Origin of the sequence: Rhizobium sp. M1, assembly GCF_002531805.1 — a bacterium.
Classification (GTDB): Bacteria; Pseudomonadota; Alphaproteobacteria; order Rhizobiales; family Rhizobiaceae; genus Rhizobium; species Rhizobium etli_C.
The window spans coordinates 105,967-132,577 of sequence record NZ_NWSW01000010.1 but is presented as its reverse complement, the minus strand read 5'-3'; the positions used below and the strand labels follow the sequence as shown (position 1 = coordinate 132,577).

Annotated in this window: 23 protein-coding genes; 9 read left to right on the top strand and 14 right to left on the bottom strand. The window is 62.0% G+C overall.

Annotated features, from left to right (window positions below; genetic code table 11):
• Window positions 1-8: 8 nt before the first annotated feature.
• The 6 genes from CO655_RS11620 to CO655_RS11595 all read right to left on the bottom strand — a co-directional run bounded on the left by CO655_RS11620 (window position 9) and on the right by CO655_RS11595 (window position 6,393).
• Window positions 9-926 carry a dihydrodipicolinate synthase family protein gene (locus CO655_RS11620; RefSeq protein WP_097664755.1) on the bottom strand — a complete coding sequence of 306 codons (918 nt, stop codon included), beginning with the start codon at window positions 924-926 and terminating at the stop codon, window positions 9-11.
• Between the two features lie 19 nt (window positions 927-945).
• Window positions 946-1,821, bottom strand: a complete 876-nt coding sequence (locus tag CO655_RS11615) for an ABC transporter permease (RefSeq protein WP_097605678.1) — start codon at window positions 1,819-1,821, stop codon at window positions 946-948.
• Between the two features lie 3 nt (window positions 1,822-1,824).
• Window positions 1,825-2,784: an ABC transporter permease gene (locus CO655_RS11610; protein WP_097605677.1), complete on the bottom strand. Its 960-nt coding sequence runs from the start codon at window positions 2,782-2,784 to the stop codon at window positions 1,825-1,827.
• 74 nt (window positions 2,785-2,858) lie between these two features.
• Window positions 2,859-4,445, bottom strand: a complete 1,587-nt coding sequence (locus tag CO655_RS11605; RefSeq protein ID WP_097664754.1) for an ABC transporter substrate-binding protein — start codon at window positions 4,443-4,445, stop codon at window positions 2,859-2,861.
• Window positions 4,442-5,173, bottom strand: coding sequence for a FadR/GntR family transcriptional regulator (locus CO655_RS11600; protein WP_097664753.1), 732 nt, complete (start codon window positions 5,171-5,173; stop codon window positions 4,442-4,444). The genes CO655_RS11605 and CO655_RS11600 overlap by 4 nt, the downstream gene beginning before the upstream one ends.
• Before the next feature lie 209 nt (window positions 5,174-5,382).
• Window positions 5,383-6,393 carry a LacI family DNA-binding transcriptional regulator gene (locus CO655_RS11595; protein WP_097664752.1) on the bottom strand — a complete coding sequence of 337 codons (1,011 nt, stop codon included), beginning with the start codon at window positions 6,391-6,393 and terminating at the stop codon, window positions 5,383-5,385.
• 315 nt (window positions 6,394-6,708) lie between these two features.
• On the opposite strand from CO655_RS11595, the gene CO655_RS11590 reads away from it, so the two are divergent.
• The 5 genes from CO655_RS11590 to CO655_RS11570 all read left to right on the top strand — a co-directional run bounded on the left by CO655_RS11590 (window position 6,709) and on the right by CO655_RS11570 (window position 12,725).
• Entirely contained in the window at window positions 6,709-7,695 is a 987-nt protein-coding gene (locus CO655_RS11590; RefSeq protein ID WP_097664751.1) for a sugar ABC transporter substrate-binding protein, read from the top strand.
• Between the two features lie 113 nt (window positions 7,696-7,808).
• Window positions 7,809-9,344 (top strand): sugar ABC transporter ATP-binding protein, encoded by a 1,536-nt coding sequence (locus CO655_RS11585; protein ID WP_097664799.1) that lies wholly within the window; start codon window positions 7,809-7,811, stop codon window positions 9,342-9,344.
• Window positions 9,328-10,350: an ABC transporter permease gene (locus CO655_RS11580; RefSeq protein ID WP_097605671.1), complete on the top strand. Its 1,023-nt coding sequence runs from the start codon at window positions 9,328-9,330 to the stop codon at window positions 10,348-10,350. Before CO655_RS11585 ends, CO655_RS11580 begins: the two co-directional genes overlap by 17 nt.
• A gap of 334 nt (window positions 10,351-10,684) precedes the next feature.
• Window positions 10,685-11,830, top strand: coding sequence for a right-handed parallel beta-helix repeat-containing protein (locus CO655_RS11575; RefSeq protein ID WP_097664749.1), 1,146 nt, complete (start codon window positions 10,685-10,687; stop codon window positions 11,828-11,830).
• A 94-nt stretch (window positions 11,831-11,924) separates the two neighbouring features.
• Entirely contained in the window at window positions 11,925-12,725 is an 801-nt protein-coding gene (locus tag CO655_RS11570; RefSeq protein WP_097664748.1) for a Ku protein, read from the top strand.
• 3 nt (window positions 12,726-12,728) lie between these two features.
• Here CO655_RS11570 and ligD read toward each other — a convergent pair whose 3' ends face one another.
• From ligD to CO655_RS11550, 4 genes are all read right to left on the bottom strand, one after another.
• Window positions 12,729-15,242, bottom strand: coding sequence for a DNA ligase D (ligD, locus tag CO655_RS11565; RefSeq protein ID WP_097664747.1), 2,514 nt, complete (start codon window positions 15,240-15,242; stop codon window positions 12,729-12,731).
• A 1-nt stretch (window position 15,243) separates the two neighbouring features.
• Window positions 15,244-16,095 (bottom strand): Ku protein, encoded by an 852-nt coding sequence (locus CO655_RS11560; protein ID WP_097664746.1) that lies wholly within the window; start codon window positions 16,093-16,095, stop codon window positions 15,244-15,246.
• Between the two features lie 18 nt (window positions 16,096-16,113).
• Entirely contained in the window at window positions 16,114-16,344 is a 231-nt protein-coding gene (locus CO655_RS11555) for a DUF2188 domain-containing protein (protein WP_010025636.1), read from the bottom strand.
• A gap of 74 nt (window positions 16,345-16,418) precedes the next feature.
• Entirely contained in the window at window positions 16,419-16,679 is a 261-nt protein-coding gene (locus CO655_RS11550) for a hypothetical protein (protein WP_097582477.1), read from the bottom strand.
• A gap of 145 nt (window positions 16,680-16,824) precedes the next feature.
• On the opposite strand from CO655_RS11550, the gene CO655_RS11545 reads away from it, so the two are divergent.
• The 3 genes from CO655_RS11545 (at window position 16,825) to CO655_RS11535 (ending at window position 19,799) form a co-directional block, all read left to right on the top strand.
• On the top strand, window positions 16,825-17,253 hold the full coding sequence (locus CO655_RS11545) for an OsmC family protein (protein ID WP_097664797.1): 429 nt from the start codon (window positions 16,825-16,827) through the stop codon (window positions 17,251-17,253).
• Window positions 17,254-17,295: 42 nt separating this feature from the next.
• Window positions 17,296-18,780, top strand: coding sequence for an FAD/NAD(P)-binding protein (locus CO655_RS11540; protein ID WP_097664745.1), 1,485 nt, complete (start codon window positions 17,296-17,298; stop codon window positions 18,778-18,780).
• A 113-nt stretch (window positions 18,781-18,893) separates the two neighbouring features.
• Complete coding sequence (locus CO655_RS11535) at window positions 18,894-19,799, top strand: DMT family transporter (RefSeq protein WP_097664744.1); 906 nt, start codon at window positions 18,894-18,896, stop codon at window positions 19,797-19,799.
• On the opposite strand, the gene CO655_RS11530 is transcribed toward CO655_RS11535, so the two are convergent.
• Genes CO655_RS11530 through CO655_RS11515 form a run of 4 tightly spaced genes read right to left on the bottom strand, consistent with a single transcriptional unit; the run spans window position 19,765 to window position 25,622 of the window.
• Window positions 19,765-21,447 (bottom strand): VOC family protein, encoded by a 1,683-nt coding sequence (locus CO655_RS11530; RefSeq protein ID WP_245423785.1) that lies wholly within the window; start codon window positions 21,445-21,447, stop codon window positions 19,765-19,767. The two genes, CO655_RS11535 and CO655_RS11530, sit on opposite strands and share 35 nt — an antisense overlap.
• A gap of 21 nt (window positions 21,448-21,468) precedes the next feature.
• Window positions 21,469-23,064, bottom strand: coding sequence for a response regulator (locus CO655_RS11525; RefSeq protein ID WP_097605664.1), 1,596 nt, complete (start codon window positions 23,062-23,064; stop codon window positions 21,469-21,471).
• 4 nt (window positions 23,065-23,068) lie between these two features.
• Window positions 23,069-23,494, bottom strand: a complete 426-nt coding sequence (locus tag CO655_RS11520) for a response regulator (protein ID WP_064681164.1) — start codon at window positions 23,492-23,494, stop codon at window positions 23,069-23,071.
• Entirely contained in the window at window positions 23,481-25,622 is a 2,142-nt protein-coding gene (locus CO655_RS11515) for a PAS domain-containing sensor histidine kinase (protein ID WP_097664743.1), read from the bottom strand. The genes CO655_RS11520 and CO655_RS11515 overlap by 14 nt, the downstream gene beginning before the upstream one ends.
• Before the next feature lie 193 nt (window positions 25,623-25,815).
• Here CO655_RS11515 and CO655_RS11510 point away from each other — a divergent pair, with 193 nt between their 5' ends.
• On the top strand, window positions 25,816-26,193 hold the full coding sequence (locus CO655_RS11510) for a response regulator (protein WP_097664742.1): 378 nt from the start codon (window positions 25,816-25,818) through the stop codon (window positions 26,191-26,193).
• Window positions 26,194-26,611: the final 418 nt, after the last annotated feature.

Below are 26,611 nucleotides of genomic sequence, written 5' to 3'. Positions count from 1 at the left end.
TGTGTCCATCAGGCAAGCAGGCCGGTGGCGCGCAGGATTTGGTCGATCCTTGCAGTTTCGGCCTCGTTGAGGGCCGCACGCGGGCGCGGCATCAGCGCTGTATCGATGATGCCGAGGCTCTTCATCGCCGCCTTGAAGGCACCGATGCCGGCAGCGCCGCCGCTGACCCGGCTCGCTCCGACCCAGACGATTTCGAAGAGCCGGCAGAGCCGCTCCTGTTCCTTGCGGGCCGCGACCCAGTCGCCGCGCTGAGCGGCATTCCAGAGCCTGACGTAACCGTGCGGATCGACATTGGCGATGCCGGGCACGACGCCATGGGCGCCCATCTGCAGCGCCGTGTCGACGACGATTTCGGAGCCGGTCATCAGGAAGACGTCCTTGTTGTCGGCAAGATCGAGCAGCAGGTAACGGAAATTGCCGTCGTCGCCGCTCGAGTCCTTGATGCCGATGATGGTTCCCTCCTTCGCCAGCGTCACGCTGGTCTGGCGCTGCAGTTTCACATGCACGCAGACGGGAATGTCATAGGCGATCAGCGGCACGTCGACGGCATCGCGGATATAGCGGAAGTGATCGATGGTCTCGGCCTGGCTGGTCACCGTATAGAACGGCGCCGTGACGACCACCGCGTCGGCGCCGGCCGATCTGGCGATCCTGGCATGGTTGATGACCCGGTCGGTCGTCGGATCGATGACGCCGACGATCAGCGGCACGCGGCCGTTGATGACCTTGGCCGAATGTTCGATGATCTCCTGCCGGGTTTGCTCGTCGTGGAAGATCACCTCGCTGGTCGAGCCGAGCACGAAAAGGCCATGGCATCCCGCCTCGATCAGGTTTTCCAGCACCCGCGTGTAGGACGGGTAATCGACGGTGTAATCCTTGTTCAGCGGGGTTACGACGGGGGGAACGACACCCTTGAATTTGCTCATATTCGCTTTCTTTCGATCGTCAGTTTAATTCGGCGCGAGGGTCGAAGGCATCGCGAAGACCATCGCCAATGAAGTTGATTGCAAGGACGGCAAGCACCAGAAAGCCGCCGGGAAACAGCCACTGCCAGGGATATTGTTCGAGCACGGCAGTGGAGCGGGCGGCATTCAGCATGTTGCCCCAGCTTGCCGCCGGCGGCGCAATGCCGAGTCCGAGGAAGGAAAGGCCGGCCTCGAGCAGGATGGCATTGGCGATCTGCAGCGTCGCGAAGACGACCAGGATGTCGATCGAGTTCGGCAGGCCGTGACGGAAGAGCAGGTGCGGCAGACCCGCTCCCATGCCCCTTGCCGCCGTCACGAAGTCACGCTCGCGAAGTTCCAGCAGCCGCGCGCGCACCATGCGCGCCAGCAGCGGCCAGGAGAGCAGCGAGATGACGAAGACCGTCGGCCAGATGCCGGTGCCGGCGATCGAGGCGAGCACCAGCAGAAAGATGACCGGCGGCAGCGTCATGACAAGATCGACGAAACGCATGGTGACGGCATCCGCAAAGCGGCCCGCAAGCGCCGAGACCGCGCCGACCATGAAACCGATGACGGCGGAAATGACGGTCGAGGTGAGGGCCACCAAAAGCGAGATCCGGCCGCCATCCATGACCCGGGCAAAGATGTCGCGGCCGACGCCGTCGGTGCCGAACCAGTGTCTCGGTCCCGGCTGCGCATTCATCGCCAGCAGATCGATGTCGTTGGGTTTGAAGCTCCACCACAACGGATAGGAAAGGATCGCCACGATCACCAGCGTGATCATGCACAGGCCGGCGAAGGCGGCCCGGTTGAGCAGGAAGCGATGCAGGGAGCGTGCGATCGGGCCCGGACTGCGGGCAGGGTTTCGTGCCGGCATCGCTCAGCCCACCTTGATCCGCGGATCGACCAGCGCATAGGCGAGATCGGTCAGAAGGTTGACGGCGATGACGCAGGCGCCGATCACGAGCGTCGAACCCATGATAACAGGATAGTCGCGGCCTTCCACCGCATCGACCATCAGCAGGCCCATGCCGGGCCAGTTGAAGACGCTTTCGATGAAAATCGCGCCGCCGATCGCAAGGCCGATCGTCGAGCCGATCAGGGTGATGACGGGAAGCAGCGCATTGCGCAACGCATGCTTGGTAATGACCCAGAATTCGAAGACGCCCTTGGCGCGCGCCGTGCGCACATAGTCCTGGTTCAGGACCTCGAGCATGGAAGCGCGCATGTAGCGCATGATCAGCGCTGTCTGCGCCACGGCCAGCAATGTCGCGGGCAGGATGAGGTGATGGAGGAGGTCGGCGACGGAAAATTCGCGGCCGGGCGTCAGCATGCCGCCGGAGGGCATCCAGCGGAAATAGACCGAAAACAGATAGAGGCCGACCAGGGCGCTCAGAAAGGGCGGACTGGAAATGCCGGTGACGGCAAAGACCGACAAGGACAGGTCGGCGATCGAATTGCGGCGAACAGCGCTGACGATGCCGGTCGCGATGCCGGCGATGATCGCGATCGCGATCGCCGATCCCATCAAGAGGACCGTCGGCCCGACACGCGAGAGCACGAGACCGAGCACCGGCTGGTCGGGCCGTTTGATCGAATAGCCGAGATTTCCCGTCAGCGCTTGCCCCAGCCAGGCGACATACTGCAGCGGCAGCGGCTGATCGAGGCCGAGTGTGACGCGCAGTTCCGCAAGATCCGACGATGACATCGGCACATTGGGATCGATATAGGCGTCGATCGGATCGCCGGGGGTAAGCCGCAGCATGACGAAGATCAGCACGCTCAAGGCAAGCAGCATGCCCACGCCGATCAGCAGGCGCCGGAGACTGTATCTCAGCATGAAAAACCCGTTCCTGTGCGGACGGACAGGTTCGCCGACCTGGCCGCCCTTTGCTTTTCAGGATGCATTACGCCCTATTCGGCGATCGCCCATTTTTCCGGATGCGCCTGGTAAGGGCCGCCGCCGGGGGCCGGCGTCCAGACGAAGTCCTTCAGTTTGGAGGAGGCGACGCCATAACGTTTCGCCACCCAGAGCGGACCCCAGGGCAGTTCCTTGTTCATCACCTTGCAGACCTCCTGGTAGCGGGCCTCGCGCTTTGCGGCATCCGTCTCGCTAAGCGCTGCGTCGAGAGCGGCGGTCAGCACCGGCATGCGCACGCGGGCGACGTTCGGGCCGGCCGGCGGGATCTGCTTTTCGTTGAGGCCGACATTGATGCTGCCCGGGTCAGGGCCGTTCTGCAGGCCGGCATAAACCATCTGGAATTGCGCGACGTCGGGCGTCGGGTTGAGCACGATGCTGTTATAGGTCGGGGTGTCGACGGCGCGCGGCGTGACGTTGATGCCGACCTGGGCGAGCATTGCCTGGACCGCAGCCATGACATTGGCGGCAAGCGGCGTCGTGTAATAGGTCAGAAGCGTTATCGGCTTGTCGCCGTTGATCTGATCCCAGCCGGCTTCCTTCAGCAACTGCTTGGCCTTTTCCGGATCGTAGGCATAGGTTTCGATGCCCTTCGGCACCACCTGGTCGGCGATATAGGCGCAGTTTGCCGGTTTGGCGGCGCCGCCGTAAAGGCTCTGGATGATTGCATCGCGATTGATCGCATACATCACCGCCTGACGGATCCGGACATCCTTCCAGATCGGCGAGTCGTGGTTGAAGCCGAGATAGTTGACGACGAAGGAATTGCCTTCGATGACGCGGAAATCCTTGTTGTTGTTGAAGGCGGTCAAGTCGTTCGAATCGACATAGGTGAACTGGATCTCGCCGGCGCGCAGTGCGGCAATCGCCGCAGCCGGATTGGCGAAATAGCGGTTGATGATCTTTTCCAGCGCCGGCTTGCCGCCCCGGTAGTCGGTGTTGGCGGCAAGTTCGACATATTGATCGGTGACGTATTTGGTGAACTTGAACGGTCCGGTGCCGATCGGCGCGGTGGACCACCATGTGTTCTTGGCGAGCTGGTCCGCCGGGATCTGCGACAGCGCGTGCTCCGGCAGCATCATCACCTTCGTCAGCGTGTCCATCAGGCTTGCCGACGGGGCCGACAGTTTGATGACCAGCGTCTTGTCGTCCTTGGCCTCGGCCGAGGAAACGGCGTTCAGGCGAGCCGCGAGAACCGAGCCGGTCTTGGCGTTCTTGGCAAGCTCGATGGTGAACTTGGCATCCTTTGCGGTGAAGGGCTTGCCGTCATGCCATTTCGCATCGGCGAGCTTGAACGTGTAGGTCATCTGGTCGGGGCTGACCTCATAGGACGAGGCGAGCTGGCCGACGACTTTCTCGAGCTTTTCGTCATAGGTCACCAGCGGCTCGAAATAGACGCTGAGCCAGGTGAAGCCGCCCGTCGCGGCGAGCGGGTTGAAATTGCCCTGGAAACCGCCGGGCCCGACATCGAAGCCGCCCGACAGCGTGGCGGCCTGCGCCGGGCCGGTGAAGGCCGGAATGGCGGTCGTCGCCATCATCGCAGCAAGCGCGATGGCGGATGATAATCTGAACAGTCCTCTCATTGTGCTCCTCCCACATTGGCACTTTTCTTATTGGCGGCGATCACCCGGGAGATGCCGTCGTAATGACGGTCCAGGCGGTTCTGCGCTTGCGCGACGTCCTTCGCCTCGATGGCATCGACGATCGCCGCGTGATCCCTCCAGGTCGCGACGGGATCGACATTGTCGAGATTGACGAAATCGGAGGCCTTGTAGAAGGCGAGCCAGAACACATCGATCAGCCGGGCAAGGGTCTCGTTGTTCTGGCAGCGGAACAGCAGGGTATGAAAAAGCTGGTCTTCGTCGGCAAAGGATTGACCATGCTCGGCATGGATCCGCATGCGCTCCACCGTGGCGCGCAGCTCGGCGATATCGTCGTCGCCGATCATCTCTACCGTCTTGCCGATCAGGCCGACTTCCAGGGTCCGGCGGATCTCGATCACTTCCTCGATCTGGCGCAAGGCGCCGCCGAGGCCATAGGCGAGATTGTCGAGCAGCGGTTCGAATGAGAAGGCTTTGACGAAGATGCCGATGCCGCGGCGCGATTCCAGCACACCCACGGATTCCAGTGCCTTGATGCCCTCACGCAGGGAATTGCGGCTGACGCCGAGCTGGTTCGCCAGGTCGGATTCGGCCGGAAGCATCGTGCCGGGCTTCAATCCGTTGTCGCTGATATAGGCCCGCAGGCTTTCCTGCACGGACACGTGGAGAAGAGGCGCGCGGGCGAGGGGCTTCATGGATTTCAGCGACATGCCATTCCCATTGGTCTGCAATGATGATCGTTAAGACATATCCACTTGTAGGATATCCGTCAAATGGATTTGCTTTTGGTCACAGATCAGCGTCGCGGCAGAGGAAGGTGGATGCGTTTCGACAGGCGCAGCCCGTGGCTTGGGCCTGGACTGTGCGAGCGGAGTCTATGATTGGTGAAAGCCGGAAGAGCGCCTGGCAGCCGACCTGTTCAGTCGGGTTGCGGGGATGCGGTCGTCTCCCCTTCCGCAAGTTCGCAGTCGAGCAAGATGGGATGGCCGATGCCGGGCGTCGGTTGCTTGTTCAACAGAACCGCGACCGCCGCTGCGGCGATCTTCTGAATCGGCTGTTTGACGGTCGTCAGCCGCGGCGTCGTCATGCTCGACAGCGGAATGCCGTCGAACCCCACGATGGAAAGGGCTGCGGGTACCGGAATTCCCAGATCATGCGCCGCTCTCATGCAGCCGATCGCCTGCTGATCCGAGCTTGCAAAGATGGCGGTCGGGCGTTCGCTGCGCGCCCGCGCCAGCAGATAATTTCCCGCGGACCTGCCGCTTTCATAGTCGAAGGCCGCCTCGGCGATCAGCGGCGAGGCTTGAATTTCTCCGTCGTCGTCGGGCTTGCCCATCGCATCAAGGTAACCCTTGAGGCGATCATTGGCAGGCACGGAATGTCGGGGGCCCGAAATGAAGCCGATGCGGCGATGGCCGAGCTTCAAGAGATGCTCGACGCCGAGCCGCACCCCGTTGCGGTGATCGGAGGCGATGCCGGAATATCCCGGCATCAGGCGGTCGACGACGACGATAGGCAGGGTCTTCGGCAGCTTGAGCGTATGGAAATTATTGCTGGGAACGAGGATGATCCCGTCCACCTTCCGGCTTGTCAGCTGCCCGATGCGGTCGGCCTCCTTGGCCGCATCGTCAAACGACGTCATGACGATGATGTTGTAGCCATGACTTGCCGCCGCCTGTTCGGCCGACTGTACGAGTTCGGAGAAGAACGGATTGGTCAGATCCGGGATGACGATGCCGATCAGGCGGCTGACCTTGCTGCGCATGCTTCGCGCCGACGGGTCGGGCATATAGCCGAGGTCGTCGATGATGCGTCTGACGCGTGCCCTGAGCTCATCCGTCACCGAAGGATGGTCATTCAAGACCCGTGAGACGGTTCCGGTGGAAACACCGGCAAGCTTGGCAACGTCTCGAATTCCGACCTTTGGCATAATGGAAGAACATGTCCCTTCATCTTCATTTTCGGGACGCCCGAAGGCGCCCGAACGAGCTTTCAGCTAATGGTCTCCAGCGCCTTCGTCAAACGTGATGACATTTCCATAGCATGGGGATGGGTCGCATTCAATGGAAACGGTTCATCGCTGCAGCCTGCAAAGGGCGGGGATCAGTCTGATTTTCGCCGCTTCCCTCCGATTTCCGGTGCCTTGACAATCGTTTCCAGCATTGTTACCCAATTGATGTTGGAAACGGTTCATCCGCGAAGGCACTCAGGTGAGGATAGGCCCGGAACCGTTCGGAGGAGAGAAATGTCCCATTCTACAAAGCGTGATTCCGTCCTGATGAGTGCGCCGCGCCGTGCGGCATTGAAGCTTGGACTTGCCGGCACCCTGGTGCTCGCCCTGTCCTGCGGCGTGTCGCCCGCGTTTGCGGCCGACAAGCCCAAGGTCGGCCTGATCATGAAGTCTCTGTCCAATGAGTTCTTCAAGCAGATGAAGGCGGGCGCCGATAAGTATGCGGCTGAGAACAAGGACAAGTTCGACTTCAAGGCCGTCGGCATGAAGGACGAGCGTGATTTCGCCGCCCAGGTCGATGCCGTCGAAAACTTCGTGACGCAGAAATACGACATCATCGTCGTTGCCCCGGCCGATTCGAAGGCGATGGCAACGCCGCTTGCCAAGGCCGTAAAGGCCGGCGTCAAGGTCATCAACATCGACGTACCGCTCGACGCCGATGCCAAGAAGGCGGCCGGTATCGACCTGGCCTTCTTCGGCCCTGACAATCAGGAAGGCGCCAAGCTTGCCGGCGACGCGCTGGCCAAGGATCTGGGCCCGGGCGCGAAGGTTGTCATCCTCGAGGGCAATCCCGAGGCCGACAACGCCAAGGAGCGCAAGGAAGGCTTCATGGACTCCGTCAAGTCGGGCAAGCTTGAGCTGCTCGACAGCAAGACCGCCCATTGGGAGACGGAAGAAGCCAACACCGTCATGACCAATTTCCTGACGAAGTATAAGGATATTCAGGGTGTGATGGCCGCCAACGACTCCATGGCCCTTGGCGTCGTCAAGGCTCTCGATGCAACCGGCCAGGCCGGCAAGATCAAGGTCGTCGGCTTCGACAACATCCCGCCGGTGCAGCCGCTGATCAAGGATGGCAAGATGCTTGCCACCGTCGAACAGTATGGCGCGCAGATGGCGGTCATGGGCATCGACTATGGCATGCGTGAACTTGCCGGCGAAAAATTCACCGGCTGGGTCAAGACCGACATCAAGCTCGTCACTGCCGGCGACCTCAAATAATCGGGTTGCCGATTGAAGGCCACAGGAAGCGTCGGCTGCCAAGCCGGCGCTGACCGCTGCCACCCGATTTGCGTCTTGTGCGGAGGGTGGCCATCTCGAATTTCAAACAGATCATGCACGAGGTGGACGTGTCAGACGCAGCAGACGACTACATCTTGAAGCTGGATGGGATCGGCAAACGCTTCCCGGGCGTCGTCGCGCTCAGGAATGTTTCCATGCGGATCGGCCGCGGCAAGGGCCACATCCTGCTCGGCGAGAACGGCGCGGGTAAATCGACCCTGATCAACCTGCTGGGCGGCGTCTTCAAGCCGGATGACGGCCACATATCGTTTGACGGCAAGCCCTATCATCCGGGCTCACCGCTGGAGGCCTTCAAGGCCGGCATCCGCGTCATCCACCAGGAGCTCCATCCCCTTTCCAATCTCACCGTCGCCGAAAATCTGCTTTTCGAACATCTCCCGCGCCGATACGGCCTGGTGGATTACAGGCAGATGAACAGGCGGGCGGCGGAACTTTTGGCGGAAGTCGGCCTCGATGTGGCGCCGACGACGCTCGCCAGCCGCCTCAGCGTCGCGCAACTGCAGCTGCTCGAGATTGCCAAGGCGCTCTGCTACGAAAGCAAGCTGCTCGTGCTCGACGAGCCGACCGCGACCCTGACCTCCAAGGAAGTCGACCGGCTGTTCGAAATTCTGAAGCGGCTGAAAGCGCGCGGCGTCACGACGCTTTACATATCCCACAGGCTCGAGGAGATTTTCGAAGTCGGAGACGATGTCACGGTGCTGCGCGACGGCCAGCATGTCATCACCCGACCGCTGTCCGGATTGGCGATCCCCGACATCGTCGAGCTGATGGTCGGACGAACGCTTTCGGATCATGGCGTCTTTCGCAGCGACAGCGCCGTGTTCGGCGAAGCGCTTGGCGTCTCCGCCCTGAAGGTCACGCGCAACAGCCCGGAACTGTCGTTTTCCGTCGCCAAGGGAGAAATCGTCGGCATTGCGGGCCTTGTCGGCAGCGGCCGGACGGAAGCGGTGCGCGCCATATTCGGCGCCGACGCCAAAGCCGGCGGCGAAATTCGCGTTGACGGCGAGCCGGTTGCGATCAATTCGCCCAAAGACGCGGTTGCCGCCGGCCTGTGCCTGGCGACGGAAGACCGCAAGCTGCAGGGCCTGATGCTCGACATGAGCTGCGCGGAAAACGCCACGGTGACCGATCTCGGCAAGATCTCCCGCAAGGGGCTGATCAGCCGAAGGGCGGAGAACGAGCACACGCAGCGCCTCGTGCGCGAGCTGCGCATAAAAACCCCGTCGATCCATCAGATGGTCAGGACGTTTTCGGGCGGCAATCAGCAAAAGGTCGTGATTGCCAAATGGCTGTTCCGCGGTCCCAAGGTGCTGATTTTCGATGAGCCGACCCGCGGCATCGACGTCGGCGCCAAGGCGGAAATCTATGAACTTCTGTGGAAGTTCGCCGCCGAAGGAAAGGGCGTTCTGGTCGTCTCCTCGGATCTGCCGGAGCTCATCGGCATCTGCCATCGCATCATCGTCCTGTCGGACGGCAAGATCGCCGGCGAAATAGCGCGGGATCAATTCGAAGAGAGCAGGATCCTCTCACTCGCTTACAAGGAGTACAGTCGTGTCCGGCAACATTGAAACCAAGATCGAAGCGAAAGAGACGGGCTTCTGGGACAAGCTCATTCGGATCTCGATGAAGGAGGCAGGCGTTGCCATCGCCCTCGTCCTGATCCTCATATTCTTCTCGGCGACAGCGCCCTATTTCGCCACGCCGGAGAATTTCCTGAAGATCTTCGTGCAGATCGCCATCAACACCGTGCTCGCCTCGGGCATGACCTACGTCATCCTGGTCGGCGGCATCGATCTTTCGGTCGGTTCGCTGCTCGCTCTTTGCACCGTCATCGGCGCGACGATCATGATCGACCCCAGGCTCTCCCCCTGGCAGGCGATCGTGCTGGCCTCGCTCGCCTCGATGGGCACCGGCGCGATCCTTGGCGCCATCAACGGTTGGGTCTGTGAAAAGTGGAAGCTTCCGTCCTTCATCGTCACGCTCGGCATGTTGAATGTGGCAAGCGGCCTGGCACGCGTCGTCAGCGACAACTCCACCATCACCGGCCTGCCGCAGCCCTTCGTCGATTTCGGCAATCTGATCTTCTGGGGCATCTTCCCGTCGATCTTTCTGATTGCGATCGTCGTCGTCCTCGTCGGCTGGTTCGTCTTACGTTACACGGTCTTCGGGCGCTTCGTCTTCGCGATCGGCACCAATGAAGAGGCCGTGCGGCTGTCGGGACACGAGCCGAAACGCTACAAGATCGCGGTGTTCACCATCTCCGGCCTCACCGCCGGCATTGCCGCCATGGTCTATCTGCTGCGCCTCAACGTCGGCAGCCCGGTTGCCGGCATCGGTTATGAACTGAATGCGATCGCCGCGGTCATCATCGGCGGAACCAGCCTCTCGGGCGGCAAGGGTTCGATCGTCGGAACGCTGGTCGGCGCCTGCATTCTGCAGGTGCTGTCGACGGGGCTGCAGCTGCTCGGCGCCGACGACAACATCAAGCCGATCGTCATCGGCGCCGTCATCGTGCTTGCGGTTATCCTTGATAGCTATCGCGGCCGGCTGATGCGGATACTCGAGACCCGGTGACCGATTGGAAGACTTTGGCCTTAGAACAGGATGATTTTAGGCCCGGTCGGCCTAAAATCTGAATCCTGTTCTAAATTAAAGAGTTAGAGCATGATGTCATCCGAAAACCGCTCACATTTTTCGGCGTCATGCTCTTGAGATCGCATGACGGCCTGCGAAGTGAAGCAGGCCGTCAAACTCCTGCCACATGCCCTGCATTAATTCGGCGCGACTGCGTGTTTCTTAAATCGGAATTGATTTAAGGATAAGCCATGCAGCAGCTCAATGCGCTACCGCATCCTTGCGCCTCTGAGAAGAAGCGCAGTGCCCAGGTAATCGCGCCGATGGAGATCCGATGCCCGCAATCCTGCGAAAGAAATCTCATGGCGTCTCCACGCGGGCGCAGGTCATCGACGGTGCCGAGGATATCGGCGTCGCCTATCAGGTGTTTTCCGATACGGTGGTCGAAGACGTCGTCGTCAAGAACTCGCCGCGCGGCTTCAAGTTTCACAACGGCAAGAACCTCGTCGTCAGGCGCTGCGCAACGGAAAATGTCAGGGGCGACGGCATCTATCTGACGAAGACGTCGAACGTGCTTCTGGAAAACAACCGCATGGGCGCCGCACCGGGCGACGGCGCCGACTGCTGCCAGTTCGCCTATCAAAACAGCGACGACAATATCAGCTCCGATATCGTGATCCGCGGCAACCTCTTCCTGCAGTCGCCGACAAGCGCGTCGAACAAGGGCGCGCTGGTCTGTGATAAAACCCGGAGATACCGCGTCGAATACAACTTCATCGGCGGCAAGAATTTCTCCTTTTCGTCGATCGGCGACGATGCCGTGGTGCGCAGCAACATCATGCGTGACGGCAGGATGAACGACTATTCCTTCGGCTACGGCATCGGCGACAAGGTCGATCGTGCCGGCCATCACCTCTATGACAACTGGATCGAGAACAACAATCGCGGCATCAGCCTGAGCGGCTTTTCCGACCAGGAGCGGGCATTCCGCAAGGACATCGATATCCACGACAACGTCATCAGCGCATGCGACGTCGCCTTCTTCGCCAATCGTCCGTGGTCGGGCAGCCTCCGGCGCAACATATTCATGCGGTGCCGGCAGGACGTCCTCTTGAAAGGAACGGGCGAAGCCACCGCCGGTCAGATTGATGGCAATTATCACAATGACGGCAGCTTCCTGAACGTTACGCCGCCGCCGCTTCGCTTCAATGCCGATGGAAAAGCCTCCGTCGCCTCGGGTGAATGGACATCCGAGCCCGATGAAATCGTGATCCAGTGGCGTGACAAGGGCGTGGATATCCCAGGCGCCAACCGGCCTTCCATTGCCGTCGAGCCCGGCATGGAATTGTCCTGCGTGCTGCTCGCCCGCAAGGGTCGCAACTGGATGCTGGCGATCGCCGAGACCGCCTATGACGAATTCACGCCGCGCGCATGGCAGGAGAAAATGCTCCCCTGGCAGAAGCGGTATCTCACGATCTGAGCGCCCCACCGCCGCCGATCACGCCCGGCCCGGAACCAAAGGCCGGCTTTGCCGTTGATTGCCATGCCCCACCGTATCGGGAGACGGGACAGCCATGGCACGCCAGACATTCTGGAAAGGTTATCTCAAGCTCTCGCTCGTCACCGCTTCCGTTTCGCTGACGCCGGCGACGACCGAGAGCAACAAGGTGCGGTTCCACGTCCTCAATCGCCAGACGAAGAACCGTGTCGAAAGCCGCTATGTCGACAGCGTGACCCACAAGCCGGTGGCCGACAGGGACCAGGTAAAGGGCTATCCGCGCGGCGAGGACGACTATGTTCTCCTCGAAGACGAGGAGATCGAGGAGGTCGGGCTGGAAAGCACCCGCACCATCGATATCGACAGTTTCGTGCCGCGCGGCTCGATCGACTGGATCTGGTACGACAAGCCGCATTTCCTGGCGCCCGAGGACAAGGTCGGCGTCGAAGCCTTCTGCGTCATCCGCGAGGCGATGAAGGCGAACGATGTCGTCGGCATTGCCCGTCTGGTGCTTTATCGCCGCGAGCGCGCCGTGCTGCTGGAGCCGCAAGGCAAGGGCATCATTCTCTGGACCCTGCGTTATGGCGACGAGGTGCGCGAACCCTTGGCCGAGATCGACGACAAGGCAAAGATCGACAGCAAGCTTTTGACGCTGATGAAGCAGCTGGTGAAGGAAGAGACCAAGGATTGGAGCCCGACCATGGTGCAGGACCCGATCCAGAAACGCCTGAAGTCGATGATCCGCGGCAAGCAGAAGAGCTTGAAGCAGGCCGCCCCCGCCAAAAAACCGCCGCCGGTGAAATCGACCGGCAACGTCATCAACATCATGGACGCGCTGAAGAAGAGCCTGGCGGAAGGCGGCGGGAAGCCGCGGTAATTGCTATCGTTTCCTCTTTTCCAGCGGTTTCGCCGCCGCGAAAAATCCATCCCAGGGATCTCTGGGCAGGGCGTCGAGCCGCGTCGGCGTATTGTCAACGGTAAAATAGGCCGGCCCGATGTCGGCGGTCAGCTCGCTCCATTCCAGCGGCATCGAGACCGCCGCGCCCGGTCTTGCCCGCGTCGAATAGGCCGCAACCGCCGTATTGCCGCGGCCGTTGCGCAAATAATCGATGAAGATCCTCCCCTTGCGTTTGGCCTTCGTCGCCGTCGCCAGATAACGGTCGGGATCGTCGGCCGACATGCTGTCGGCCAGCCATTTGGCAAAAGCCTTGACCTGCACCCAGCCGGCTTTCGGCGTCAGCGGCGTCACCACATGCAGCCCCTTGCCGCCTGAGGTCTTGACGAAGGCGGCGAGACCTTCGGCTTCCAGCCGCGCCTTCAATTCGTAAGCCGCGGCTATCACATTCTCCCACGCCACCTCCTCGCCCGGATCGAGGTCCATGGTGATCATGTCGGGTTTTTCCCAATTGTCGGTCGTCGCGCCCCACGGGTGGATTTCAAGGACCGCCGACTGCACCAGCGCCACGACGCCATCGAAATCGGTGATCCGCAGCAGCTTCTCGCCCTGCTTGTCCTTCGGATCGATGATCTGCTCGATATGCGGGTTCATGCCCTTCCAGGCGTGTTTCTGGAAAAACCGCTGCCGGCCATTGATCCCGTCCGGCAGGCGCAACAGCGCCAAGGGGCGGTTGACGACATAAGGCGCCATGAAGCGCCAGACCTGGGCATAATAATCCGCCAGTCCCTCCTTGGTAACACCCTCGTCCGGCCAGTAGATGCGGTCGGGATGGGTGAGCGCCACCGCCGATTTCGGCAGGGGACGGGCCGCGGTCTTTTCCGTCTCGCGGGTCACATCCTTGGCGGGCTTGTCTTCACGCAGGCCGCGAAAGGCGGCATGGCGCAAATTGCCGTCGGCCGACCAGGCGCGGAACTCGACTTCGCCGACCAGCTGCGGCTTGACATAGATCAGCCCGCGCCGCTCCTCGGCGGTGAGCTTGTTGTCGAAGGCGCTCTCGTTCTGCCTCATCCGTGACAGTTTCTCGTACAGCATCTGCGCGGTTGCCACCGTATATCCGGTACCGACGCGGCCGACATGCTTGAGCTCGTCACCCTGGTAATAGCCCATTGCCAGCGAGCCGATCGCATCCTTCATCGATGTCGACGGTACATAGCCGCCGATGACGAATTCCTGCCGGTGCGAGCATTTCGATTTGATCCAATCGCCCTTGCGTCCCGACGTGTATGTGCTGTCGCTGTGCTTTGAGATCACGCCTTCGAGGCTGAGCCGGCAGGCATGGTCGAGCACCAGCTCGCCGCTTTCGTTGAAATGCGCGCTGTACCGCAGCTTGCCGTTATCACCGGGCAGCAGGCTTTCGAGCAGCTGCTTGCGATCGATGAGCGTCACACCAAGCAGGCTGTGGCCGTCGAGATGGAGAAGGTCGAAGGCATAGAAGACGAAGCGATCGTTGCGGCCCTCGCTCAGATCGCGCTGGAGCGCTGAGAAATCCGAGGCGCCGGTATCGCGCTCGACGACGATCTCGCCATCGATCACTGCCGAGCGCACCGGCAGGGCGGCAAAGGCCTGAAGCACCTCCCTGCCGAATTTCGCCGTCCAGTCGAGGCCGCTGCGGGTCAGCATGCTGACCTTGCCGTTCTCGATCCTGGCCTGCAGCCGATAGCCGTCAAACTTGATCTCGTGGATCCAGCGATCGCCCGCCGGCGGCTTCGGTTTCAGCTTGGCAAGCGCCGGTTCGATGAAATCGGGCATGGCGCTTTTGTGCGCACCCTTGGGCCATTTGCGTTCTCGGGGTACTGACGGCTTCGCCTTTTGCGCCGGCTTCTTGACGGCAACCGCCTTGCCGTTTCCGGATTTGGAGTTCCAGGTCGCATCGGGATTTTCCGCCACCTCTTCGAGCTGCCGGCCTGTTTTGGCCGATTCCGGCCGTTCCTCGAGAATGTCGCCGCCGTCATGGCGCGCCTCGGCGTCATCCCCCTTGATCAGCAGCCAGTTCTCGCGCTTCTCCTCCGGCCGGCCGTGCATGCGCACGAGGTGCCAGCGTCCCTTCAGCTTCTCGCCGTCGAGTTCGAATTCCAGATGGCCTTTGCGATAGGCCTTGTGCACATCGCCGAGCGGCGTCCAGGTCCCGCGATCCCAGACGATGACGGTGCCGCCGCCATATTGTCCCTTCGGGATGATGCCTTCGAAATCGCCATAGGACAGCGGGTGGTCTTCGACATGCACGGCCAGCCGCTTGTCCTCCGGATTGAGGCTCGGCCCCTTCGTCACCGCCCAGCTCTTCAGCACCCCATCCATTTCCAGCCGGAAGTCATAATGCAGCCTGGTGGCGTCGTGCTTCTGGATGACGAAACTGTTGCCGCTGCTGCGGCCCTTGCGCCCGCGCGGCTCCGGCGTGAGCTTGAAATTGCGCTTCGCCTGATAGGTTTGGAGAGCCATCTCAGCCTGCCTTCTTCTGGCTGTCGCTGCGCGCCGGCACCTTCTTCCTTGCCGGTGTCTTCTTCGCCCCACCCTTGCCGCTCATCCCGGCGCTCTGGCGCAGCGCCTCCATCAGATCGACGACCTTGCGTTCCGGCGCCGGTTTCTTCTTCGGCGGCGCCCGGCCCTCGATCTTCGCCTTCACCAGCTCGACGAGAGCGGCTTCGTAGCGATCCTCGTAGGCGCTCGGGTCGAAGCTGCCGTGCTTGGTTTCGATGATGTGGCCGGCAAGTTCGAGCATCTCCTTGTCGAACTTGATGTCGGGAATGTCCTTGAAGACGGTGTCGGCCGAGCGCACCTCGTAGTCGAAGTTCAGCATGGTCGCGACGATGTGGCCGTCATGGGGCCGGATCAGCAGCGTTCGGTTGCGCCGGAAAAGCACGGCTTCGGCGAGGGCTGCGACCTTGCCGTCGCGCATGCCGCGGACGATCAGCGACAGCGCTTCCTCATCATGTTCGTCGACGGGCGCGAGGTAATAGGGACGGTCGAAATAGAGCTTGTCGATATCGTCATAGGCGATGAACGCCTTGATATTGAGCACCTTGTCGCTTTCCGGCATGATCTGGGCGATTTCGTCGCCTTCGATGACGATGTATTCGCCATTCTCCATCCGGTAGCCCTTGACCTGATCGTCCCGCTCCACCGGCTTGCCGGTCTCGCTGTCGACGAATTGTCGTTCCACCCGATGGCCGGTTCTGCGGTTGATGATGTTGAAGGAGACGCGGTCCGAGGAGGAAATCGCGGTATAGAGCCCGACGGCGCAAGCAAGGTCGCCTACCTTCAGATGACCTTTCCAGCTTGCCCGCGCGGCCATTCCATCCTCCGTGACAAATCAGAGCCGACTGCTGCTCTTGTCGGTTTCGAGCTCCTGGAATGCCCAGCCGCCGTCGGGTGAGGGGTAGGCGAGCAGCGCGTCGCCATCGCCGATCTTCTGGCGCGACGCGGCGTCCTTGGCGCGGACGATCGCTTCGTCGGCCGTCGCATAGGTCTCCGACAGCGTGTCGCCGAGCTTGTAGGCCCAGCCATTGTCATGCGGGACGACCTGATAGGTGATGTCGGCCATTTCGGATCTCCTCTTCTTCGACCTCTTTTGCGCATTCGGGCCTCAGGACCGCTGCGCAGCTTGGTTGGAATTGCCTAGTTCCGATTTGGTTTGCGCCTTTCATCGAGGGCGATGATCTTTTCGAGCGAAGCGATATCCTCGCTGGTGACGACGGGAACCGGATCGGCCGCAATCGCCTCCAGCACCTCCTGCGAGATGGCGCCGTTGCGGATCGCCCATTCCAGCGTCTCGCGTGTTTCCCGCTCGGCCTTCAGCTGCGCATAAAGCGCTACGATCAGCCGGTCGCGGGCGTCCATCCGCCGGTCCTGACGATCCATCTTGCGGACATGCGGCATCACGGTGCACCTTCGTTGCTGATTTCGCTCCGGTGTAATCAACTGATGACGGATGGAAAGGTTCCGTGATCGAGCGTCGCCGGCGCCGTTGCGGGCGAATGCGGATCGCACTATCTCTGCGAGGTTGTTGTCAGAGGATTTCTTCATGGCTGATCTCAAGGCTCGTCCCCGTCCGACCGGCGCCACCGCCACCCTCGGCCGCATCGGTTTTCCGCATGTCACCTCCACCACGAGAGGTGAGATCGATATCGTCACCGCGCCGTCGCAGCCGGGCTTCAGCCCCCTCGATCTGCTCTATGCCTCGCTTTCTGCCTGCCTCGTGCTCAGCGCCCGCATCGCCGCCAGCCAGATGGGCGTTCTCGACAGGATCAGCGAGATCGCTGCCGACGTCACCGGCGAAAAGGCGACGGAAGGGCTTTCACGCGTTGCGAAGTTCAACATCGTCTTCTCGATCAAGGGCGATATCGACGAGGAGACACGCAGCAAGATCGTCCATGCCGCCGAAGACGAAATCTGCACGGTCAGCAACACCATCCGCGGCAATCCCGAATTCTCGACGACGATATCGGGCTGATATGCACACATAGACAAGCGCAAACGGAGGATTGCGCGGGCAATGTCCGGCTTCTATGCTCAAGCTATCGAAGCAACGGTCTCGGCCATCATGCAGCCCAAGCCTCTGCCGACGTCCGGAACACCCGTCGTCGCCATCATCGGCGGTGGCGTCTCCGGCGCGGGCGTCGCCTATCATCTCGCCCGGGCGGTGGACGACGCGCACGCCGTCATCGTCGTCTTCGAGCCGCGCGCCGAGCTCGGTCGCGGCCTGGCCTATGACACGGACGACCCGGCCCATCGCATCAATGTTCCGGCCGCCAAGATGAGCCTGCAGCCTGACGACCAGGGCGAATTCCAGACCTGGATCGACGCCCGCGACGCCGTCGCCTGCGACCCCGAGGCAAGACGTTCCGACGGCCAGATCTTTCCTCGGCGTCGGCTCTTCGGCGACTATGTCGCCTCCCTGCTGAAATCGTTCCTGGACGACGGCAGCGTGCACCATTGCCGCGCGGCCGTGACCCATGTCGAGCGCCGGGCCGGACGCTGGTCGATCCGCGACGACAAAGGCGGCGTGACGGAAGCCGATATCGTCGCGATCGCCACCAGCCATCCGCCGCCGGTCGCTCCCGGCCGGCTTACAACCCTTCTGGCCGCCCATCCCCGCTTCGTCGCCGACACCACGAAGCCGGGCGCGCTCGACGTCATCCGTCCCCACGACCGGGTGCTGGTCATCGGCAACGGCCTGACCGCCGCCGACGTCATTGCCTCGCTTGCCGGGCGCGGACATGATGGTCCGGTGACGGCGATCTCGCGCCGTGGCCTGCGCTCGCGCGGGCATGCGTCGGTGCCGCAGCCGCTCTATGGCGATTTCGTTGCCGATGCGGCTCCCACCGCCGTTTCGCTGCTGGCGGGAATCCGCGCCGCCATAGACGCGGCGAAGGCGCAGGGCATAAGCTGGCATGGGGTGATCGATCAGGTGCGGGCGCAGGGATTTGATCTCTGGCAGGCGCTGCCGATGCCCGAACGGCGCCGTGTCGTCCGCCATCTGCGTGCCTATTGGGATGTGCATCGTTTCCGCATCGCGCCGCAGGTGAAAGCCGTGCTCGACGCGGCGATCGTAGCCGGTCGTCTCGAAATCCTCGCCGGCTCCGTCGCCGATGCGCGTATCGAAGGCGAACGCATTGCGTGCACCCTGCAGCCGCGCCACCGGCGCCAGCCGTTGGAGCGCAGCTACGACGCCGTCGTCGTCACCACCGGGCCGGCCCATGGCGGCATTCTCGAAACTCAGCCCTGGCTCGCGGCGCTCGCGGCAAGCGGCCACTTGTCGCTCGATCCCGCAGGCCTCGGCCTTGCCTGCACCGAGCGCTCGGAGGCGATCGGCCCGTCGGGGACCGCGGACCCTTCGCTATTGATCTCCGGTCCCTTGGCGCGCGGCACCTTCGGTGAACTGATGGGGCTGCCGCAGGTGACCGAGCATGCTTTCTTCGTCGCGACCGAAATCGCCGCAAAGCTGCGGCTGGCCGCGCCGAATACGCATCCCGCCTGATTTTCCATTTCGATGTCGCTCATCGGCTGTCCCCGGCGGTCGACTTCTGCTACGCACTCGGCAATCAGTGGCCCGCTGCCGGTGTTCGGGCGGCGATCGGAAATATCGAGATCATGTCGCAGACCGCTTCCACCCTTTCCGAAGCCTCGCCTTCCAATCGTCTCGCTCTTGCGGCCCTCGTTCTCGGCGGCGCGGCAATCGGCGGCTCGCCGATCTTCGTGCGGCTGTCCGAGGTCGGGCCGATGGCCACCGCCTTCTGGCGCGTGGCGCTGGCGCTGATCCCGATCTTCATCGTCTCGCTGCTGAAGAAGAATGTCGGACCCAGACCGCAAAGCCTTGCCGACTCCGGCATGCTGGTTCTGCCGGGCGTCATGCTGGCGCTCGACCTTGCCGCCTGGCACCTTTCGCTCACCATGACCTCGGTCGCCAACGCGACGCTGCTTGCCAATCTCGCGCCCGTTTTCGTCACGCTGATCGCCGTCCTGTTTTTCAGGGCGAGAACCAGCGGCGTCTTCCTGTTGGGGCTGCTTCTGGCGCTTGCCGGGGTCGTTATTCTGAAAGGCGGTCCGGCAGGGCTCGGCAATGGCGATTTGAGCGGCGACGGCGCCGCGATGATCGCCGCCTTCTTCTATGCCTGCTATATCCTGGCGATCGGCAGGCTGCGCAGTCGGTTCGATACGATCCGCATCATGCTGTGGAGCACGGCATCGGCTGCCGTCTGCATCTTTCCGATAGCCTTCTTCTTCGAAGGCCAGATGCTGCCGGCCACCCTTTACGGCTGGTCGATGCTCTTCGGCCTCGCCTTCATCAGCCATGCCGGCGGCCAGGTGGCGATCACCTATGCGCTGGCCTATCTGCCGCCCGCCTTTTCATCGCTGACGCTGCTGCTTCAGCCGGTCGTCGCCGCGATCCTCGCCTGGGCGCTGCTCAATGAGGCGATCGGGACGATGCAGGCGCTCGGCGCCGCAGTGGTGCTTGCCGGCATCATGGTCGCCCGAGCGTCTCGCTCGTCGGCTTGACCGCTTGCTGCTCCAGTGGCGGGGGATCATCGCCCATACTCTGGAGCAGCCACTTCTGGATGATCGGCACATCGGCATCACCGAGGTCGTGACCGCCGGGGATGACGTCGGAATCGACAGTGGCGCCCGAGCTCTTCAGCCTCTCTTCCAGTTCGCTCGCATATTTGCCGTAAGCATCCGTCTTGCCGCTGATGACGAGCAGGTCCGTGCCCTTGAGATCGGCATGCGGATAGTCGCTGAGGACAGGCATGGAGCGCAGCAGCACCGCCTTGTGAACGAGGTTCGGATGCAGATAGAGCAGCGAGTTCAGAAGGTTCGCGCCATTCGAATAGCCGACATAGACGACCTTCTTCGGATCGAGCCCATAAGATTTGACGGCGCCTTCGATGAAGGCCGCGAAGGCCTCTGCCTCGGTCTTGATGTCGTTCTGGTCGAAGGAGAAGGGCGTGATGCGCTTGTACCAGCGCGGAAAACCCTCTTCCGTCGCACGGCCCCGTACGCCCATGAGGGTTGCGCGCGGCGCCGCCTTGTTCAGCAGCGGCATCAAGGTCGTCTCATTGCCGCCTGAGCCGTGCAGCAGCACGAAGACACTGCCGTCGGGATTCGGCGGCGTGTAGAAGCGATGGACGAAGGGCAGCTCGCGGTAATTGATGCGCGGTTGGCCGGGCATCGAAAATTGCGGCAGAATCACCTTCAGGTCGTCGAGATTAGTGATCGCTTCCGGCGGCGCGAACAGCTTGCTGCCGAGGGCCGCATGCTCTTCGTCAACAATCATGCCGGGCTTGTCGGTTGCCAGCTCCACCAGCGTGCCGCCCGGCTCGCGGGCATAGAGCGAGCGGAAATACTTGCGGTCGTGCATGTTGGTCGGCGATGCATCGGTCTTCTCCAGCGCCTTGGATACCGAACGCAGCGTCTCCTCGTCGGGGGCGCGGAAGGCGACATGATCGACGATGCCGGTGCCCGGCGCCCCCGACCAGAAGCCGCGCGCATCGCGTACGTCGATGACGTCGCCGGATTGCGAAACCAGCCTGTCGATCGTGCCGCGGCTGGCCTGGAAGCGATAACCGAAATGCCGCTCGAGAAAGCCGCGGCTGTCGGCGGGTTTTTCCGTCAACATGGTCGCGCCGCGCACGCGTTGGACGGCATGTTCGACCGGGATCGAGGCGCCGTCCCAGGCTGCCGGCGATGTGAGGTTCTTGGCGCCTGCGAGCTTGAGGATGATATTGTCGGGGTCTTTCAGCCGGAGAACAGGCTCGCCGAATTCGTCGGCCGGCCCCTCGGAGCGCAGGCCGAAGCTCATGGCGCGCGTCAGCCAGTAGCCGATGCTCGCCGGATCGATCGCCAGCGAAATCTCGCTGATCTGGCCGTAGCCTGCCCGGCCGGGGGCGCCGTCCTCCCAGACGAGGAAGCTGACGAGCGAACCCGGCGTCCCCGCCGCATCGCCGTAGAAGATATGGAGTTGCGTCGCGTCCTCGTAACCGGCCGTCTGCTTGACGAGCCGCATGCCGAGGAAGCCGGCGTAAAAGTCCACGTTTGCCTGCACCTTTCGGGTGATGGCCGTCACGTGATGTATGCCTGATACCATCGAGAGCAGTCCTGATTGAAGCGGCGTCGTCAGGAGCGCGAGTATGAAAGTTGCGAAGATCATACCGTTGCCAATGACCACCGCTTAGTTTTGTTCCGCACAAAGCGCAAGCAAATCGCCGCGCTGCAGCAGTTCCAAATGATCGACATCTTCGAGGGCCTCTTCCAGTTGCTGCAGGGTCGGCGGCTTGACCATATAGGCGCGCGCGCCGAGATTTCTGGCCCGCTGCATGTCGGTCTCGTCGCTCGAGGTGCTGAGAATGCAGACGGGAATCCGTTTCAGACGGGCGTCGGCCGACAGTGCGTTCAGCACCTCGAAGCCGTCCATGATCGGCATGTTGATGTCGAGCAGCATCAGGTCGATCTGCGGCACGTCGGCGATGCCGGCGCGCTCTTCGAGCAGCCGCATCGCCTCGCGTCCGTTGGTGGCGACATGCAGGTTGAAGGTCACCTTCTCCCGCCGCATCAGCTTGATCTTCAGAATCTGGATGTCGGCCGGGCTGTCTTCGACGAGCAGCACTTCGGCAAGCCTGCCGGAACCTTCGCCCGGCTGCTCCGCAGGCTTTGCGCTGGGCGGAACGGCCGATGCGGCCGGCGGCGCGGGCCGCGCCGCGGCGAGCGGTATTTCGACGATGAAGGTGGCGCCAGGCCCCTTGTCCGGTTCGCACCAGATCGCGCCGCCATGCAGCTGCGCGATGCGGCGGCAGATGGCAAGGCCGAGCCCGGTGCCCTCGATGCCGCGGCCGACCAGCCGCTTGAACGGCTGGAAGATCAGCTCGCGGTGCTGGGGATCGATGCCCGGTCCGTTGTCACGCACCGTCAGGCGGCAGCTATCTCCCTGCGCTTCGCCCGAGATCGTCACCTCCGGAGCTTTTTGATCGCAATAGCGGATGGCATTCGACACCAGGTTCTGCAGAAGCTGGGTCAGCAGCGTCGCATCGCCCATGACCTCCGGCAGCGCCCCGCGAATGATCGCGGCGCCGCGGCTCTCCATCTGCTGGCGCAGATTGTCCTCCACCTGGTTGAGTACATCGGACAGCGCGACCGGCGTCAGCTCCGGCCCGCCATAGGCTTCGAGCTTGGTGAAACCCGAGACCTTGACGATCAGGTCTTCCATATGGTCGGCGGCGCTCAGCACATAGTCGAGCAGTTCCCGGTCTTCGGCCGGAAGTGCCGCGGAACCGTGCAGGATGCGGCTGAAGGATTTGATCGTCCGGAGCGGCTCCTTCAGATCATGGGCCATGGCGCGCGTGAAGATCTCGAGCGATTGCCGCTTCTGCTCCAGCTGTGCTTCCAGCATGCCGTGCATGATGGCGTTCTGGATGCAGCGATGCAGCGTTTCCGGCGAAAGCGAATCTTTGGTGAGATAGTCGCGCGCGCCGGCTTTCATCACTTCGACGGCGACGGTCTCGCTGCCCTGGCCGGTCAGCATGATGACATTGGCGGCAGGGTCGTCCTCCAATAGATCGGCAAGCACGCCGAGCCCGTCGCGCCCCGGCAGCGAATAGTCGAGCAGGATGCAGTCCGGCCGCTTGCGTCCGTTCAGCGCAAGGCCCTCTTGGCCGGTCTCCGCCTCGACGACGGTGTAGGCGGTGCTGGAGACGCGGCCCAATATGCGACGATAGACCTCGCGATCGTCGATATTGTCGTCGATGATGAGAATGCAGCAGTCTTCCGCCAAAGCGTCAGTCCTCGAGCGGCAGGATCGCGATTTCGAACCAGTATTCCTTCAGCCGCTGGATCGCGGCGAAGAGGCCGTCGAGATCGACCGGCTTCTGCACATAGGTATTGGCGCCGAGCGCATAGCAGCCTTCGATGTCGCGCTCGTCATCGGAGGTCGTCAGGATCACCACCGGAATCTTGCGCCAGCCGTCATTCGACTTGATCGCCTCCAGGGTCTTGCGGCCGTCAAGGCCGGGCATGTTGAGATCGAGCAGGATCAGCCCGGGTTTCGGCACCATCGTCGCGAGCATGTCGAGCGCTTCCTGCCCGGAGGCTGCCCAGCGGATCGAGTTGCGCAGGTTGGTGCGCTTGAAGGCGCGCATCGTCGCTTCGAAATCGTCTTCGCTGTCTTCGACGATGAGGATCGGTTGCGTGTCACGCTGCTGCATTCTGCCCCTCGCGCTTTTTTCCCAGGGTGAAATAGAATGTGGTGCCGGCGCCGACTTCGGATTCCAGCCAGATATCGCCGTTGTGCCGCGCGATGATCTTGCGGACGAAGGTGAGGCCTGCTCCGGTCCCGTCGTCGGAATCCTGCGACTTTTCGAGACGTTTGAAAATGCGGAAAATATCCTCATGGAATTCCTGGGGTATGCCTTTGCCGTTATCCCTAACGAAAAACACGTTGCGGGCAACCGTGCCGTCCTGGCCGACATAGCGTTCGAGATAGCCGATCGAGACCAGCGGCGCCGACTTGTCGTTGTATTTGATCGCGTTGGTGATGAGATTGCGGAACACTTCGGTCAGCCGCGGCGCGTCGCAGACCACGTCCGGCAGCCGGCCGTCGATGACGACCTTGGCATGCCGCTCCTCCAGCAGGAGCTCCATCGTCGCGACCACATCCTTGACGATCAGGCCGATATCGGCGCGTTTGACCGCCAGCTGCTGTCGCCCGAGCCGGGAGAAGTAAAGCAGGTCGTTGACCAGTTTCTCCATGCGTTGGCTGAGGCGCACCAGACGGTTCAGCCGGCGCACGCCGTCATCGTCGAGCTTGTCCTCATAGTCCTCGAGGAGAAAGCGGGAATGGTTGTGCAGGCCGCGCAGCGGCTCCTTCAGATCATGCGAGGCGATGTAGGCGAATTCATCGAGGTCGTGGTTGCTGCGCTCGAGTTCGGCGGTATAGGCCTCGAGCTGGGCAAGCGTCGTTTTCATCCGCTCTTCCTGCCGGGCGCGCTCGCTGATGTCGCGAACGATGCCGACGAAGGTCTTGGTCTGGCCGCTGACGACGACGCTGATGGACACGTCGATCGGAAAGACGATGCCGTTCTTGCGCCGTCCGGAGACCATGCGCGTCGTGCCGATGATGCGCTCCTCGCCGGTCTGCCGGTAATGGGTGAGATAGCCGTCGTGCTCGGAATGATAGGGCTCCGGCATCAGCATCTTGATGTTCCGGCCGATCGTCTCTTGCGGGGAATAGCCGAACATGCTTTCGGCCGCCGGATTGAAACTCTTGATCGTTCCACGTGCGTCGATGACGATGACAGCATCGGGCGTGCTGCGCACCAATGCGCCGAAACGGATGCGCTCGGCCTCGAGATTGTGGTGGTTGCGCAGGAAATAGAAGACGAGGATCGCGATCAGCCACAGCGTGGCGGCGGTGATCGTGCGGTTGGCGATTTCCTGCCAGAAGCCCTCTTCGTCGTGCCGGACGGCGAGGAAGCCGAGCATCAGCAGCACGGTGCAGGCAAAGGCGAAGAAGAGCGGCGCATTCCTGTTGCCGAACCAGAGGGCCGTCAACACCAGCGGCACGTAGAGAATGCCGTTGGCAAGGCCAAGCGGCGTATAGAGATCGACAAGAAGGCCGGTGAAGCAGACCGCCGCCGGGATCCAGAGCGGGATCTGCGCCCGGTTTGCCGGCTGCAGCCACCAGGAGCGGGCAAGAAGGCCCGAGCCGAAGAGCACCAGGCCGATCGCCGTATGCAGCGCCATCGCCGCATAGGGGCCCCAGCGGTAGCCCTGTTCGGCATAGGTGACATAGCCGGCGAGCGCGATCATGCCGAGCGTGATGACGACGTAGCTGGTCAGCTCCTGTACCACCTGGCTTTTCGACGTCTCGAGGTAGAGGGAGAGCAGCAGCGAAAAATTGGCGATCAGGAAGATCAATGCCGTGTTGGGGCCCATGCCGCCGCCGATCTCGGCGATGAAGTCGGGCGGTACCAAGAGCTGCGAGATCAGCATGTCGACATTGTGGAAGCGCCGCCCGAGCGTGGCGATTTCCACGAGCCGGGCCGCCGCGATCGCCGCTGCAAACCCCGCCATAACAGTTGCCGCCATGCGAAAGCGGCGGCCTGCCAGCGTCGAGGCGGCAAGCCCGACGCCGGAAAGCACGAAACAAAGGGCGGTATTGAAAGCCATCGACGGGAAGCCGGGGATCAGCGAGGTGACGATCGCGATCTGCAACAACCAGCCGGCCAGAGCGCTGGCGCCGAGAAGCAACATCAGGCAGCCGACAGCAATCGCGAAGGCGCGGTAGCGCCGCCTTCGCTGATCCTGCAGGTCCACGTTGCCCTTATCCTGCACCCGTGTATCCTCCTTCGGTTCGCGCGGCCATTTTTTCCGAAATCGAGGAATACTCAATAGGCAGGCGAAGCCGCCGCGGCGCTTTTTGCGAAATGATTTTTCGATAAGATAGATCGAATTTTCGTGAAATCGCGATATCGTGAGGGCGAAGGACGGCGAGGTTCATCGAACAATATCCAAATCATGGTGCTGGATGCCTACCATCGTGTACGTCGACGACAGCAGGGATGATCTCTTCTATCTCGACTATATCCGCAAGAAGCAGCAGATAGACGTCGATCTGTTCTGTTTTTCGACGGCCGAGACAGCGCTCGAGGCGCTGAAGCAGCGCGTGGCCGAAGGCTGGGCTCCGCCGGAGCTGCTGATCGCCGATCTCTACATGCCGCTCGACAGCGGCATCGGTCTGGTGAGCAGGCTGCGCGGCGACAATCGGTTCAGCGCGATGCGGCTTGCGATCTGCAGCGGATCGGATGCCGATGAGGATCGCGCCCGCGCGCTCGAGGCCGGCGCCGATTTTTACCTCGAGAAGCCGCTTGACCTCGCCGCGATCGTTCTCAATCTTGAAGTGTAGGAAACGGCAAAAACCGATGGTGCGTTTCCTGGCGTTCGTCCGGGCGATATGACAAACCGCAATTGACAAGGCCGAGTGTGCATCCCAAGATGCAACCGAAACGAAGCGGACGGAATTAAAAATAAGCGCTGAGAGAACCGAATGGACCCGCGTTCGCCGCCACGAACTTCAGCCAACCCCTTAGCTAAATGGGCCTATCGGCTCTCTCGCGCTTACGTCTGGCACTGCCTTCTCGCATTCATGGATGTTGAACGCGTGAAGATTTACGATACCCAGGTAAGAACTACTGCCCCTCAGTATAACCTGCCCGTGCATCACCTGTAGTTGAGATAACTGATGATTTCCGCCTTGCGTACCGAAAGTCCCCGTTTCGATATCTCTCATCAACCGTCTCGCAATTTTTGTAGCTCTTCGCGTT